Origin of the sequence: Agrobacterium vitis (assembly GCF_013337045.2) — a bacterium.
GTDB lineage: Bacteria > Pseudomonadota > Alphaproteobacteria > Rhizobiales > Rhizobiaceae > Allorhizobium > Allorhizobium vitis_B.
Genome location: NZ_CP118262.1, coordinates 76475 through 91104 on the forward strand (window position 1 = coordinate 76475; position 14630 = coordinate 91104).

The 14630-nt window shown below is 57.3% G+C and carries 11 protein-coding genes and 2 pseudogenes; 8 read left to right on the forward strand and 5 right to left on the reverse strand.

Going from position 1 to position 14630, the window contains the following annotated elements; translation table 11 throughout:
* The first annotated feature begins 1 nt into the window (after position 1).
* The 3 genes from G6L01_RS26185 to hisC all read left to right on the forward strand — a co-directional run bounded on the left by G6L01_RS26185 (position 2) and on the right by hisC (position 3263).
* On the forward strand, positions 2 to 928 hold the full coding sequence (locus G6L01_RS26185) for a hydroxymethylglutaryl-CoA lyase (RefSeq protein WP_060716611.1): 927 nt from the start codon (positions 2 to 4) through the stop codon (positions 926 to 928).
* Positions 925 to 2085 (forward strand): CaiB/BaiF CoA transferase family protein, encoded by a 1161-nt coding sequence (locus G6L01_RS26190; protein WP_060716610.1) that lies wholly within the window; start codon positions 925 to 927, stop codon positions 2083 to 2085. The genes G6L01_RS26185 and G6L01_RS26190 overlap by 4 nt, the downstream gene beginning before the upstream one ends.
* Positions 2086 to 2159: 74 nt before the next feature.
* Positions 2160 to 3263, forward strand: coding sequence for a histidinol-phosphate transaminase (gene hisC, locus G6L01_RS26195; RefSeq protein WP_070167324.1), 1104 nt, complete (start codon positions 2160 to 2162; stop codon positions 3261 to 3263).
* A 1210-nt stretch (positions 3264 to 4473) separates the two neighbouring features.
* Here hisC and G6L01_RS26200 read toward each other — a convergent pair.
* The gene (locus tag G6L01_RS26200; protein ID WP_060720071.1) at positions 4474 to 5190 is read right to left on the reverse strand and encodes an IS6 family transposase; all 717 of its coding nucleotides are present in this window, start codon (positions 5188 to 5190) and stop codon (positions 4474 to 4476) included.
* 290 nt (positions 5191 to 5480) lie between these two features.
* On the opposite strand from G6L01_RS26200, the gene G6L01_RS26205 reads away from it, so the two are divergent.
* The 3 genes from G6L01_RS26205 (at position 5481) to G6L01_RS26215 (ending at position 9953) form a co-directional block, all read left to right on the forward strand.
* A complete protein-coding gene (locus tag G6L01_RS26205) occupies positions 5481 to 6458 on the forward strand; it encodes a TIGR03885 family FMN-dependent LLM class oxidoreductase (protein ID WP_070167334.1) in 978 nt (325 codons plus the stop codon).
* Positions 6459 to 6517: 59 nt separating this feature from the next.
* Positions 6518 to 8179 (forward strand): alpha-amylase family protein, encoded by a 1662-nt coding sequence (locus G6L01_RS26210; protein ID WP_070167325.1) that lies wholly within the window; start codon positions 6518 to 6520, stop codon positions 8177 to 8179.
* A 106-nt stretch (positions 8180 to 8285) separates the two neighbouring features.
* Positions 8286 to 9953 (forward strand): glycoside hydrolase family 13 protein, encoded by a 1668-nt coding sequence (locus G6L01_RS26215; protein ID WP_070167326.1) that lies wholly within the window; start codon positions 8286 to 8288, stop codon positions 9951 to 9953.
* A gap of 178 nt (positions 9954 to 10131) precedes the next feature.
* On the opposite strand, the gene G6L01_RS28210 is transcribed toward G6L01_RS26215, so the two are convergent.
* A complete protein-coding gene (locus tag G6L01_RS28210) occupies positions 10132 to 10425 on the reverse strand; it encodes a helix-turn-helix domain-containing protein (protein ID WP_081344234.1) in 294 nt (97 codons plus the stop codon).
* A gap of 47 nt (positions 10426 to 10472) precedes the next feature.
* On the opposite strand from G6L01_RS28210, the gene G6L01_RS26220 reads away from it, so the two are divergent.
* Positions 10473 to 11264 (forward strand): SDR family NAD(P)-dependent oxidoreductase, encoded by a 792-nt coding sequence (locus tag G6L01_RS26220; protein ID WP_070167327.1) that lies wholly within the window; start codon positions 10473 to 10475, stop codon positions 11262 to 11264.
* A 160-nt stretch (positions 11265 to 11424) separates the two neighbouring features.
* Here G6L01_RS26220 and G6L01_RS26225 read toward each other — a convergent pair.
* Positions 11425 to 12421 (reverse strand): annotated as a pseudogene (locus G6L01_RS26225) (IS5 family transposase).
* A gap of 126 nt (positions 12422 to 12547) precedes the next feature.
* A complete protein-coding gene (locus G6L01_RS26230; RefSeq protein ID WP_070167328.1) occupies positions 12548 to 12931 on the reverse strand; it encodes a BRA0787 family protein in 384 nt (127 codons plus the stop codon).
* Positions 12932 to 13331: 400 nt separating this feature from the next.
* On the opposite strand from G6L01_RS26230, the pseudogene G6L01_RS26235 reads away from it, so the two are divergent.
* Positions 13332 to 13473, forward strand: a pseudogene (locus G6L01_RS26235) (HNH endonuclease); the annotation flags it as partial.
* A gap of 69 nt (positions 13474 to 13542) precedes the next feature.
* Here the strand turns inward: G6L01_RS26235 and G6L01_RS26240 are convergent.
* Positions 13543 to 14376, reverse strand: a complete 834-nt coding sequence (locus G6L01_RS26240) for a helix-turn-helix domain-containing protein (RefSeq protein ID WP_070167335.1) — start codon at positions 14374 to 14376, stop codon at positions 13543 to 13545.
* Positions 14377 to 14630: the final 254 nt, after the last annotated feature.

Sequence of the window (14630 nt, forward strand, 5' to 3'; positions counted from 1 at the left end):
CATGCCAACCCGCGATATTTCCATATCGGACGTCGTGCTGCGCGACGGGCTGCAGCTCGTCGACACGGTGTTGATGCCGGAGACGAAGATGCAGATTTTCGACATGCTTTACGCAGCCGGCGTCAGGTCATTCGACGTCACAAGCTTCGTGCCGCCGGCGCGATTTCCACAATATGCAGATGCTGTCGAGTTGGTCGCCCATGGCCGCAGCAAACCAGATGTTTTCCTCTCTGCGTTTGCGCCCAATCCCAAAGGGGCCGAGCGAGCGGTTGCCGCAGGCGTTGACTCCGTGAGCTTCGTGGTGTCGGCAAGCGTCAGCCACAACCTCGCCAATGTCCGCAACACGCCGACCGAGCAGATGGAGGCGGCGAAGGCGGTCAAGATCTCCATGGCCTCCGCCGAGCGCCCGGCCCAGCTCGTCCTGGCGATTGCCGCGGCATTTGGCTGCTCGATTGAGGGGGCTGTCGATCCTGAAAGCGTCTTCAGGCTTGCCGAGCAGGCGCGCGACATCGGTGCCGACGAGATCTGCATTTCTGACACAGTTGGGTATGCCAGCCCTCGGCAGGTGAAAGACATCGTCGCGGGCGTCCGATCTGCGGCAGGTGCGGACATTCCGTTGCGCATTCACCTGCACGACACGACCGGAACCGGCATGGCCTGCGCCTACGCCGCTTTGGAGGTCGGGATCACCCGTTTCGATGCGGCGCTCGGCGGTCTTGGCGGCTGCCCGTTCGCGCCGGGTGCATCCGGCAACATTTCGACCGAAGACCTTGTCTACATGATGGAGACGTCAGGTCAGCGCACGGGGATCGACCTCGAAACGCTTCTGATCGCCACCCATGCCCTTCACACGTTTCTTCCGAACGATCCCATGCCGAGCCATATTTTCACGTCGGGGATTCCCAAAGCATACGGAATGCGCACATGACCAAGACCCTTCCCTTAAGCGGCATCAAAGTTCTGGAATTTTCCCAGATGATCATGGGGCCATGCTGTGGTCTGATCCTCGCCGATCTCGGCGCTGACGTGATCAAGATCGAACCGATCAAAGGTGATCGCACCCGCAATCTGACGGGTCTTGCCGCCGGTTTTTTCGACACGTTCGGTCGCAACAAGAAAAGTGTGGCGCTCGATCTGACGCTCAATGAGGACCGTGCCGTTCTCGATGACCTGATTGCCGAAACGGATATTCTGATCGAGAATTTTCGGCCTGGCATGATGAAAGCAACAGGGCTGGACTATGAGAGCCTGAAGAGCCAACATCCAGAGCTAATATATTGTTCGCTCAAGGGGTTTCTCGCGGGCCCCTATCAACATCGTACCGCGCTGGACGAGGTCGTCCAGATGATGAGCGGTCTCGCATTCATGACGGGATTGCCAGATCGGCCGTTACGAACCGGTGCGTCCGTCAACGATATCATGGGCGCCATGTTCGGCGTGATCGGTATCCAGGCGGCATTGCGCGAAAGACAAACCACCGGTCTTGGCCAGGAAGTGCAAGCTTCACTCTACGAGAACGCTGCCTTCCTGATGGCTCCCGCCATGCTGGCGGAGGTCATAACGGGCCAGGCCTCGACACCCTTCTCGGTCACCGAACGTCCTTGGCCGGCCTACGATCTTTTCGATCTCGCCGATGGCAACAAACTGTTCGTCGGTATTGTCGGTGACCAGCAGTGGCATGACTTCTGCGTGGCCTTCGAAAGGTCCGGCTGGCTGGCCGATCCCCGACTAGCAAGCAATGCTTTGCGCCAGCAGGCTCGCTCTTGGCTTATTCCCGAAATCCGCAGTCTGTTCCTGTCGCTCGACGCACCCGAGGTGAAAGCCACTGTCGAGCAGCTTGGCCTGCCGTTTGCTCCGGTCTGCACACCCATCGAGTTGCTGGACGATCCGCATCTCAACGCGAACCATGGCATGATCGACGTGGTGCTGAGCAACGGAATGGCCTCCAAGCTTCCAGCGCTGCCGCTGACGCTCGGCGGAAAGCGTCTCGGCGGAACGCGGCCGCGAGCGCCGCATATCGGCGAGCACACGTCCGAAGTCGCCCGCTCCAGCACGTTCGCTGCGCCGATCACACAGGTGGAGTGACAGGGAACGAACCGACGCTTTGTCGCGAAACGCCGTCAGGTGAAACCCCGCCACTCAGAGTAGGCATCAAACAGTTGGAGTCCGACGTGAAGCTCGTCCCAAATCCGGCAATTGCCGACCTTCCGCTCTACAATGCCGGCATGAATATCGAGTTTGCACGGAAGGTCAGTGGTAGATCGCAGATTGCTGCGCTCGCCAGCAATGAGAATCCATATGGCTGCTCGCCTAAAGTCCGAGCGATGTTCGCGTCGGATCTGTTTGATCCGTCGCGTTATCCGGACCCTGGTTGCACGGCATTGCGGGAGGCGATTTCAGCCAGAACCAATGTTGCCCTCGAGAATATCGTGGTGGGCAACGGATCCGAGGAAATCGTGGCAGCCATTTCCCGCGCTTATTTGGTCACTGGAAGTAGAGCGCTGACCGTCACGCCGAGTTTCGGCCTGCATGAGATCGATCCGATCGCGGCCGGTGCAACGGTCACGAAGATCCCGATGACGCAAGATATGGAGTTCGATATTGCCGCGCTTGAGGTGGCGCTCGCCGCGAAGCCTGCCGTCTTCTTCCTGCCGACGCCCTCCAACCCTGTCGGTTGTACGCTGGGCATGCTTCAGCTTGAGCGTCTTGCGGCAGCCACAAGTCCGGAGACCCTCTTCGTCATCGACGAGGCCTACTTCGAGTTCCAGAATGAAGTCGACGGGACGCGGTTCTTGGGTCGCAGCGGCCTCAACTGCGTCGTTCTGCGGACGTTTTCAAAAGCCTATGGTCTGGCAGGCCTGCGGGTCGGTTACGGCCTGTGCTCAAACGCCGGGATTGCCGATATGCTGAAGCGCGCCAAGCCGCCTTTCGACGTCAACTCCGCTGCGCAAATGGCAGCGACGATCGCGCTCGGCGATCAGGAATGGATGGAAGCCTCTGTTGCAAAAATAACGGCGGAACGTCAGCGCGTCGCGCTGCAAGTCACCGATCTTGGGCTGTTTGCCGCGCCGTCGTCGGCAAATTTCATCTTCGTAAGAACGCCGAAGCCGGGTTACGAGGTGGCACAGGCTCTTTTGATGAACGGGGTCGTCGTCAAGCCCTGGAAAGAAGCCGGTTTTGACAACTGGCTTAGGGTATCGATCGGCACAGATGTTGAGAACGATATGTTTCTCACAGCGCTGAAAGAAGTGATCACACCTTAACCGCGCTCTTCAATGGCGAGTTTTGAATTGCTGGACCAATTTGGGTTAGTCGCTTTTTCGGTCCGCCAGTCCAACATAACTGGTATCGAAATCTGCGTGTGCCGAATGTCGACCAATGCAATTGCCTAGCTGAATAGCCCAAGCCAATCTGCAGCTCTCAAAATCAAATCGCTTCCTTAACTAAGTTGTTTGTTCTCGTACGTCGGTTCACATCCCTTCAAGGCGAAATGGAGTAATTGCGAACATCAATGTGGTGGACATCCATTTAGAGCAGACCCGTGCGCCGGGGGCCGTCGGTCCCGGTTTCCGGCGTCGCCGTCGCTATGCTAAACCTCCTACGGCAACCCTTTTAACCGGTCTTGCGGGAGGCGAACGGATTTCGCAGTTTCTGCTGCATCTGGTATGCCCTTTGTTTTGGACGTCTGCGCAACGACCCAAGATCTGTCGCTCCGCGAAACTGCGCGGTTGTGAACCTTGCTCACCAGATTGGCTGAAAGCGTCCCCCCCGGCAACAAGGTTGAGCTGCCGATCGCGCCGTGTTTTGAAGTAAGAAAATTGGCGGCGGGGCTATGACAAGGAACAGCAGAACAGTTTGACACGTTTTCGGAGCAGGCTGCGGACGATCCGATTTTCACCCGTGTCGCATCCAAATCCGCCAAACCCGACAAACATGCCATCCCGATGAGTGAAGAGGACATGGCCCGGCATCTCTCGCAGACGGGCCGCTACCGCATCCTTACGAAACTGGTGCCGCGCGCGGTTGCGCCAAACCCGCGCCCGGAGTATCCCCCTCAAAAGTCTCGTTCTCGACACGGAGACGAGGGGGTCTCAAAGCGCGCAAGGATGCGTGATCCGCTTGAGAAACTCAACGCGATCATCCCCTGGCTTGTGTTTGAGAAGCCATTGGCGAAGACGCTGAAGCGGTCTGAGGAGCCGAAGGGCGGCCGACCTGTCTTCCCGTCGTGTTTGATGTTCAAGAACTTGGTGCCGCAGGCAATGTATATTCGTCTCCGAGGATCAGGCCGAGTCCGTCATCCAGGACAACCGGCTGTCATTCATGCCGTTCCTCGCTGCCCGGGAACCCAACCGTGCTTGAAGCCTCTTTCGCCCTCCGGCAGCGCGACACCAACCCGGCGACGGCTGGTGAACCCCCCAGACGGCACTGTAAACTTAACGCTTCGAAGGCAGGGTTTTGGATTATGTCTTTGGTTCAGGCGACGCGCAGGCGTGCGATCTGGTGCCATTTTTCCATGGCTATTGCTCGAAGCTCGCGATAATGGCTGGATGGGATGTCGTGGCGGGGAATATGAAAGAGATTGGCGATCGGGTCGTGGATTGAAACGAAGCGTTGCAGGTGCCTCGCTGACTTGAAACGCTTCATGATCCGCTCTCGCATTCGGATCGATTGATGGGAGTTTTCTGCCCGGTTGTTTAGGCCCTTGTGCGAGCGATGTTCGACGCCGGGCATGATATTGCGCTTTGCGGCGGCATAGGACCGAAGTTTGTCGGTGATCATCACACGGGGTAAACGACCTTGCCCTTTCAGAAGCTTTCGCATCAAACGCTTTGCAGCCTTGGTATTTCGGCGGCTCTGGACCAACACGTCAAGTACGAAGCCGCCCTGATCGACGGCGCGCCAAAGCCAATGTTTCTTGCCGGCGATCGTGATGACAACTTCATCGAGGTGCCATTTGTCGCCGAACCTGCCGGTCGATCGCTTCCGGATATCATTTGCAAAGTGCCTGCCGAATTTCTCAGCCCAGAGCCGCACCGTCTGGTGAGAAACGATGACGCCACGCGCGGCCAGCATATCCTCGACCATTCGCAGACTGAGCGGAAACCGGAAATAGAGCCAAACGGCGTGGGCAATCACGTCAGCTGGAAATCGGTGGCGACGATAAAGAGGATCACGGGCAAGTCTGGTCATACCGCCAGATCCCACATTTTGCTCGACGCCCGGTTAACGTTACGGTGCCGATACGGTTATTCGGCTCACGATTGGGTAACTACCGATTAAGCCCGCGGCCCCCGGTGGGATCGCGGTTGGGCAGCAAAAAAACATCTCGCTCAGCAGGCCCAAGGCCACACTCATCCCGTTGACAGGGAACCATCGAACTACGCAGCGCGTTCTCGTTTTTGGTGGATGCCTCGCGGGTGCTCGTAATCCCCATGGAATCGGCCAAACCCACGTCGAGCGAGAATGACAGGAAGCTGCGCATGATCATCGGATACCATGCATCTCATGAGCAGTTTGCGCCCAGCGATCTATTATCATACGTGCAAGCTGCGGAGGATGCTGGTTTTCAAGCCATCATGACTTCTGATCACATCGCCCCATGGTTGAGCCGTCAGGGTAATTCCGGGAACAACTGGGCGTGGCTTGGTGCAGCCATGGCCAAAACGTCGCTCCCGTTCGGCAGTCTAGCGATCCCAGGCGGCTTGCGCTATCACCCGACGGTCCTTGCACATCTTGTCGGAACGATCAGCGAAATGTTTCCCGGCCGATTGCGCTGGATCGCGATGGGGAGCGGGGAGGCTCTCAACGAACATGTCGTCGGCGGCAAATGGCCTGCAAAGGCAGAACGCAATGCGCGCCTACTCGCAGGCACCGAGATTATCCGCGCCCTTCTGCGCGGCGAAGAGGTGGACCGGCGTGATCGCTGGTTTACGGTCGACAAGGCGCGGCTCTGGTCACTGCCAGCTACGCCACCAGCCCTGTTTGCCGCGGCATTGTCCAACGAGACAGCACAATGGGCGGGCGGATGGTCCGACGGACTGGTTACGGTCAACAAACCGAAGCAGAAGCTTGACGAGATGAGGGACGTTTACCGCCATGGTGGCGGGCAGGGCAAGCCGCTTGCATTGCAGGTACAAGTTTCCTGGGCGCAAACCGAGGCCCAGGCGAGAGCAGCAGCTTTTGAAGAATGGCGGAACGCAACTTTGCCGCCCGCTGCCTTGGCGGATCTTCCGATGCCCAAGGATTTCGAGAGGGCAACGCGGCACGTCAAGCCCGAGGACATCGATGAGGTCATTCCGCTTGTCACGGGTCCGGATAGGCTATTCGAGCTGATCTTCGTGGCAAAAGACTGCGGATTTGAGGAGGTGTTCATCCATAACGTCTCTCGTGACCAGATAGGTTTTATCAATTTCATGAAACGTCAGGTCCTCCCCGCACTGCGCGTATCCGAAACCTGACATGCACGAATTATCGTCGCGCTGAGCGCCTGGGCTTTATTACCGGAAAGGAAAGCAGCTTGATCAACGACCTCTGGTACAAGAACGCTGTCGTCTACTGCCTGTCCGTCGAGACCTTCATGGATGCCAACGGCGATGGAGTGGGCGATTTTCAGGGGCTGCAACGGCGGTTGGATTATCTGGCCGGTCTGGGCGTCAATGCCATCTGGCTGATGCCGTTTCAGGCCTCTCCGGGTGTCGATGACGGCTACGATGTCTCCGACTATTACAACATCGATCCCAGATACGGCACCCTCGGCGACTTCGTCGAATTCACCCATAGCGCAAAGCAACGCGGTATACGGGTGCTGATCGACCTCGTCGTCAATCATACGTCCGATCAGCATCCCTGGTTCAAACAGGCCTGCGCCGACAAGAACTCCCGATACAGGGACTGGTACGTATGGTCTGAGAAGAAGCCGGAAAATGCCGACGAGGGCATGGTCTTTCCTGGTGTACAAAAGACCACATGGACACGGGACGAAAAGTCCGGCGAATACTATTTTCACCGTTTCTTCAAATTCCAGCCGGATCTCAACACCGGCAATCCACATGTCCAGGCGGAAATCCTCAAGATCATGGGTTTCTGGATACAGCTCGGCGTATCGGGTTTTCGCATGGACGCCGTTCCCTTCGTGATCGCCGAAAAGGGTGCAGATGTGAAGGAATCGAAGCCGCAGTTCGATCTGTTGCGCAGTTTCCGCGAGTTCCTGCAGTGGCGCAAGGGTGACAGCATCATCCTTGCGGAGGCCAATGTCGTGCCCAAGGAGAACCTGCAGTATTTCGGCGACGACGGCGATCGTATGCAGATGATGTTCAATTTCCACGTCAACCAGGCTCTGTTCTACGCGCTCGCTAGCGCCGATACCCGGCCCCTTGCCAAGGCGATGAACGAGACCCGGGAGCGACCGCAAACGGGGCAATGGGGAATATTCCTGCGCAACCACGACGAACTTGATCTTGGCCGGCTGACGGAAAAACAGCGGCAAGCCGTGTTTTCCGCCTTCGGTCCAGACAAGGACATGCAGCTCTATGATCGGGGGATACGGCGTCGCCTAGCGCCGATGCTGGGCGGCGATACCAGGCGTCTCAAGCTTGCTTATAGCCTGATGTATTCGCTGCCGGGCACCCCGGTCCTGCGATATGGTGACGAGATCGGCATGGGAGACGACCTAGCATTGGAGGAGCGCAACTGCGCCCGCACGCCTATGCAATGGTCGACCGAGCCGCATGGCGGCTTCACCAAGGCGGAAAAACCCGTCTTGCCCGTTATCGAAGGAGGTCCCTATGGGTTCGAACATGTCAATGTCGCGGCACAGCGGCGGGACGCGGAATCGATGCTGAACTGGACCGAGCGGATGATCCGCATGCGAAAGGAAGCCCCTGAAATCGGATGGGGAAGTTTCAGCGTTCTGGACTGCGGCGATACCGGTGTCCTGGCGATGCGCTACGATTGGCGCAACAATGCCGTCGTCATCATCCACAATCTCCACGACAAGCCAGTCGATATCTCGTTCGATCCCGGCGTAGGTGAGAGTGGACGCGTCCTGATCGACATCGCCGACGGCAGCGACAGCAGCGCGGACGAGAAAGGCCGGCATAACATGGTGATCGAGCCATTCGGTTATCGCTGGTACCGCGCCGGCGGGCTCGATTACCTGCTCAAGAGAAGCGACATCTGATCCCGCACCGGAACCTCGGCTTTGCTCCACCCGTTGCCCGATAGGCGAAGCGGCGTCTCTTGCCGTCCGTCATTCCGCCAGCCGACTCAAATCAGCGAGATCCGCAATGCCTGTAGTTGCTCCCGACAATCCGGTTCCCGATATCAAGTGGTGGCACACCGCGACCGTGTACCAGGTCTACCCGCGCAGCTTTTGCGACTCGGATGGCGACGGCATGGGAGACATCCCCGGCATCACTTCCCGGCTGGATTACCTGCAGCGGCTGGGCATAGACATCATCTGGCTCTCTCCCATCTACCAGTCGCCGATGGACGACAACGGCTACGATATTTCGGACTATCGCGCGGTCGCGCCGGAATTCGGCACGCTTGACGATTTCGATCGGCTAGTGTCCGAAGCAAGAGCGCGGGGGATCGGCATCATTCTCGATTTTGTGGTCAATCACACATCGGATGAACATCCGTGGTTTCAGCAGTCGCGCCAGGCTACCGACAACTCGTTCCGCGATTTCTACATCTGGCGCAAGCCGGCCGATGACGGCGGGCCGCCCAATGATCTGCAATCCTCATTCGGCGGGCCGGCCTGGACGCTGGACCCGACGACCGGCGAATATTATCTGCACCTGTTCTCGCGTCGGCAGCCCGATCTCAACTGGGAGAACCCGAAGGTCCGCGCCGAAATTTACGAGATGATGAACTGGTGGCTGGATCGAGGAATTGCCGGTTTCCGCATGGACGTTATCGATTATATCGGCAAGCAGGTCGACCGGCAGGTGATCACGGACGGACCACACCTGCACGACTATCTCCAGGAAATGAATGCCAGCACCCTCGGCGGCCGTGACGTCCTGACGGTGGGCGAGACGTGGAGCGCCACGCCGGGATCTGCCCTTCTTTATTCCGGGCGCGACCGCAAGGAACTGTCCATGGTCTTTCAGTTCGAACATGTGACCCAGCAATGGGATGCGGTCTACGGCAAATGGCGCCCGAAGCCGTTCGACCTCGCGGGCCTGAAGAGGGTGTTTGGCAAGTGGCAGCTGGCGCTGGCAAGGGACGGCTGGAACGCGCTGTTCTGGGGCAATCACGACCTTCCCCGCGCTGTTTCCCGTTACGGCGATGCGACCGGCCACCACAGCCAATCCGCAAAGATGCTGGCGACGGTGCTGCACCTGTTGAAGGGAACGCCCTTCGTCTATCAGGGCGAGGAGATCGGCATGACGAACATGCCTTTCACGTCGATCGACCAGTATCGCGACATCGAGACATTGAACATGCATCGGCTGCAAATGGAGGCCGGATTGTCACCTGAAGAGTTCATCCGAGGTGCCAACGAAAGCGGGCGCGACAACGCGCGCACGCCGATGCAGTGGAGCGCCGCACCGCATGGTGGTTTTTCCTCCGGAACGCCGTGGATCGAAGTAAACCCCAATTACGCCACCGTCAACGCCGAGACGGCGATGACCGACGATGCTTCGATATGGAACCATTACCGCAAGCTCATCGCACTTCGCAAAGCACATCCGGTCATCGTCTATGGGGATTACCAGTCCTGGCTCGACCAGCACCCGGATGTCTTCGTCTATACCCGCAGGCTTGCGCAGGTCCGACTTATCGTCGTCGCCAGTTTCAGGCCCAGCGAGGTCCGCCTCACCATGCCAACGGAGCTTGTCGCCAGGGGTAAGCGCCTCATCTGGAACTATGACCCCGTCGATGAAATCGAGGCTGAGCTGGTTCTAAGGCCCTATGAGGCCATCGCGCTGCTGACGGATGCGTAATGCGACGGTGCCCTTAAACAATTGGCTATTGGCATCAACCGCCAAGGGGATAATCGGCTCAGCAAAATTCTTCAGCCTAACACTCCCGGGCCGAAGGTTCAAGACCCAGAATACCCCGGTCAGAATTCCCGGCAGAGTTGATCGGTAGGACTTGGCCCATCGCTGTTCGGCGCTAGCTTCAATTCAGAATATGTTTTCGCGAGATGGCCGGAGCGACGCCCACGGTTGATGCGAAAATGCGCGAGAAATGTTCTGAACTGACGAATCCGCATGCTGTCGCGATCTGCGAAATCGGAAGGGCAGTCGTGCGGAGCAGCATCTTCGCCTTTTCAACCCGTTGATGGCGCATCCATCTGTCAGGTGCGCTGCCCGTTGTGTTTCGAAAGGCCTGTGCGAACTGCCGAGCTGTCAGGTCCAGTTCGGACGCAAGAGCCGTCAGGGAACCGGGAGGAGACCGTCCCCGGTTTCGCAGATATACTTTTCACAATTGAAGGCCATTGAATTCAGGGAGCAGATAAAATGCAGATTGATCTTACCGGAAAGACGGCCTTGGTGACGGGATCGACCGAGGGCATTGGCTACGCAATCGCCCGACAACTTGCGAAGGCCGGCGCGGACACGATCATCAACGGCCGGTCCGAAGACAAGACCGCAAGGGCCGTAGAACGGCTCAAAGGCGAGGGGATCACCGGAAGTATGACTGGGGTGGCCGCCGACCTGTCAACAGCAGAGGGATGCAAGGCACTCGTCGCCAAGGTTCCCCATGCGGACATCCTGATCAACAATGCCGGCATCTTCCAGCCTATCGACTTCTTTGACGCGGACGACGAGGTTTGGGACCGGCACTGGCAGGTCAACGTCATGTCCGCCGTCAGAATGTCTCGGGCATATCTGCCCGGCATGCAAAAGCTGAACTGGGGACGCGTGATCTTCCTCGCGTCGGAGTCCGGCTTCAACATCCCGGTCGAGATGATCCACTATGGCGTCAGCAAGACCGCCGACATCGCCGTTGCCCGGGGTCTGGCGAAGCGGATGGCCGGAACTGGCGTCACCGTCAACTCGGTCCTTCCAGGCCCTACGCTGTCCGAGGGCGTCCAGGCCATGCTTGCGGGTGAACAGCAAAAGACCGGCCTACCGATTGAGGATCTGGCTGCGGCGTTCGTCAAACAGCATCGCAGCACTTCAATCATCCAGAGAGCGGCAAGTGTCGAAGAGGTCGCGAATCTTGTGACCTATTTGGCGTCGCCGCTTGCGTCGGCCACGACAGGAGCCTCCGTACGTGTCGATGGTGGGGTGATCGATACTCTCTAGGCACAATATAACGCAACGAACGCGGCGGCGTCCATCGCTGCCTGCCTTACAGCAGGCGTTGCGTAATTGACCCCTCTCGCCAACGTTCTTTGTTTGCCCCTTCGCATGGCGTTGGTGCAGCGTTCAGCGACAGGTGATCATTCAGTCTTTGATGGGCCGCTTATTTGGTTGCTCCCGTCGAGGCTTGGCGTTGAGCGGATTTCGGGCGTCCGCAGGTGAGCATTCGGTTAAGAATAGCGACACCGATCGCAGCCTCTGTCTGCTGAGAACGGAATGAACGGGCGCGCAAACGGGGTCCGATCACACCCTTGTATCGACTCATCGCGGTTTCGATCAGCGCCCGTTTCCCATAGCCGGTAGATGCCTGCCATTTCAACCGGCCATCGATCTGGATGCATGCGATGTGGTCGTCTCTCTGGCAGGACGCCAGGGCGCTGGGTCGTTCAACCGCGTTTGAGCGCGGTGGAATGATGACCCTCGCGCCTGCGCTGTGACGCAGAATTGCGTCGTAAGTTGGATAGCCATCATAGGCTCCATCGGCAGTGAATTGGCCGATCCCATCATCGATCTGATCCAGCAATGGCTCAAGCTGCGAGGCATCGCCGACCTCCTGATCTGTCAGACTATGAGCAATGATCTCGCCACTGTCCGCGTCAACAGCCAAGTGGAGTTTGCGCCAGCTGCGCCGGGACTTTGCCCCATGCTTTTCTTCCAGCCATTGGCCCGTGCCATAGACATTGAGCCCGGTGCTGTCGACCAGAACATGAAGCGAGCCACTTGCCACAGGCTGACGGTCGTTGCTTCTGCCGATGGCTTCCAGGTTCTGGCCCTCCTGCTCAGCGTGGTGTGATCGGGCACAGGCAAATCCAATTCCATCATATCAAGCGCCGAACTCAAAAGCCCTTCGCTCTGGCATAACAGCAGCCCAAACACCATGCCAAGCATCAGCGTCGTTTCGATCGCCAGATCCGAATAGAGAGGCTGGCCACCGCGCGTCTTGCGTCGTGGGGCCGCCCAGCCTGCCAGCGCCTCTGGCGTTATCCAAAGAGTTAAACTGCCACGGCGGCGAAGGCCGCCTCATACTCTTGCCAGTTTATCACTTCGAACTTCATTTTACCGATGTGATGGCGGCGGGAAGCGTTATGTTTGTGCGGCATCCGGGATCAATCTTGCTATTTTCGATCCCGGTCGCATAGATGAAAAATGTTGAATTTGATCCCTGCACCAACGCCCGTTTAGCTTAGAGCGCGGGATCGCGCCGTTCATACGCGATCCCGCAGATATCATTCAGACGGCGTACGTTCGGCCGTCAGCCTGGAAATGGTGACAATCTCAGCAGCACCATCGGCCAGAAGGCGTTTACGCACTAGGACCCGCATGATGCGAGCGGCGGTCGAGAAACTCATCTGATCAAGCGGCCCTTCGCCTTCCCACGGCTTGGTTAGTCGTTCGATGATCGCCGTGGAAATGTTCATTGGCACTATGTCATCGCATTCGCGCATTGCTTCAAAAACGAGACTGATAGGGGTGATCCGACCCTCAAAAGTGACGAGCGGTTCTGTCAGTCCTGTGTCCCATTCTTCAAAGGCATAAAGCGCTTCGCGGAACAATTGCTGAAGGGTGATCGGCGCATGTCCGTTGTAAAGTGGCGGCAAGGCATTCGTCATGTCTGTCTCCTCTCGTGGATTAAGCCAGTTCCTTCTAATCGGCCGGATATAAGGAAAATGCGAAAGCTTCTGTGTCCCGAACCGAATACACGATGAATTTTATAGTGTAACAGTCGCGTGATAAAGTGATAATTGACGACTAACGCACTGGCGCCCTATTTTGTCAGGTAAGTTATTGATATGGCACCTATGTATTCGGTTACATCTCCAGGCAAACTGTTCTGCAACTTCCCAGGGGATAGCATCGCTCTAACATTTTCGCGATATTTAGCGGCATGAGCCCGAACCTGCTACCCGATAGTGTGAGTTCACGCCGAAGTGCGACTTGTGTGGCTTTCAAGCTATCTGGCATATCGCATCTGCGCGAGTAGTTTCTTGCGGAAGACCTCAGCCGGTGTTCGGTATCATAGAAAGAGGCGTGCTGAATGAAGAGGGCCGCATTTCCGGCAGGGTACAGGCGGCAGTGCGTCCGATATCCGCTGCAGATTTCAAGCACATCGTATCGATCGGCATCGACGATGCATGAGCCTGAACTGCCTCGGCTGTGCAAGCTAAAAACACAAAAAATGCCACCGTTGAACTAACCGGCCGAAACGTTGTCGAGGAGTAGGTCATACGTTCCGTCGCCATGTCCCAGGAGTGGTCCCGACAATGGCAGAAAAAACGCGTGTGAAGTGGCTCTGATCTGCGAATCCGCAAGCTACCGCGATCTCGGCGAGAGGGGCATTTGAGGTTCTGATCATGTGCCGGGCGCGATCAATGCGTTTGGTCAGGAGCCACTGATAAGGTGTCATGCCCGTCGCTTCCCGGAAGGCGCGAATGAAATAGCCGCGTGACAGGTTGCAGGCTTCTGCCACGTCGGCAATTGACACTTCACCTTCGAGATGTTCGAGAAGGATCGATTTTGCCATTTCCAGATGCGCGCGCGACAATGTCGGCGCCTTGCTGATGGCAGGAACGGTCTTTCCACCGTACCGCTGAACCAGATAGGTGCCGATGGCCGTCGTCATCTGGTCGACGAACAAGGCATTTGCTTCTTCAGGGCGTTGCAGCGCGGGGAGGATAGCGCGTGCTAGGTTGGCAAGGACGATGTCTTTGGATGCAGTTTCCGTCGTCAGCAGGGTTAGGCCACTCACATCCGCATCTTCTGCTATCTTTGCAAGGGAAGAGGGCGAAATCTGAAACAGCATAAAATCGAAAGGCGTGCTGAGATCTGCTTTATAATTGTTGGAGAGGTCGCGGATATATATCGCATTCTCGGAAAAATCATGGCTGGTTGCATGGTTTCCGTGAAAGATCCGCCGCTGGTGACCGGCGAGCAATGATACCCCGACCACAAACCCCTGATCGCTGGCCGGTGTCTTCACCTGATCAAGCGCGGTTGACTGTGTCGCTTTGCGAAAAATATCGATGTTCGAAGATGAAAAGCTTTGGTTGATCGACAACTGCGTCAGAGTGCAGCCAAACTTGTCGGATGTTTTTCCGGAGGTGGGGAGGCCTTTACATTCTGAACCGGCACTCATGAAAACCACCTTCCTTTTTTGCAACAATGGTTCTGGTTGGAGGGTTCTAATGGGTTCCGTATTGCATTCAGTTTACGAACTATAACCACTCTACAAGAATGCTTTTATACAAGATAGCATGACAAATAATGTGTAGGAAACTTCGATAGATGATCCGCAATCAGGCCCGCAACGCA

What these genes read in the sequence shown, in the direction of transcription:
- G6L01_RS26205 (WP_070167334.1), top strand. Translation starts at nt 5,481, where the DNA reads ATGATCATCGGATACCATGCATCTCATGAGCAGTTTGCGCCCAGCGAT.
- G6L01_RS26230 (WP_070167328.1), bottom strand. Translation starts at nt 12,931, where the DNA reads ATGACGAATGCCTTGCCGCCACTTTACAACGGACATGCGCCGATCACC.
- G6L01_RS26215 (WP_070167326.1), top strand. Translation starts at nt 8,286, where the DNA reads ATGCCTGTAGTTGCTCCCGACAATCCGGTTCCCGATATCAAGTGGTGG.
- G6L01_RS26190 (WP_060716610.1), top strand. Translation starts at nt 925, where the DNA reads ATGACCAAGACCCTTCCCTTAAGCGGCATCAAAGTTCTGGAATTTTCC.
- G6L01_RS26220 (WP_070167327.1), top strand. Translation starts at nt 10,473, where the DNA reads ATGCAGATTGATCTTACCGGAAAGACGGCCTTGGTGACGGGATCGACC.
- G6L01_RS26185 (WP_060716611.1), top strand. Translation starts at nt 2, where the DNA reads ATGCCAACCCGCGATATTTCCATATCGGACGTCGTGCTGCGCGACGGG.
- G6L01_RS26200 (WP_060720071.1), bottom strand. Translation starts at nt 5,190, where the DNA reads ATGACCAGACTTGCCCGTGATCCTCTTTATCGTCGCCACCGATTTCCA.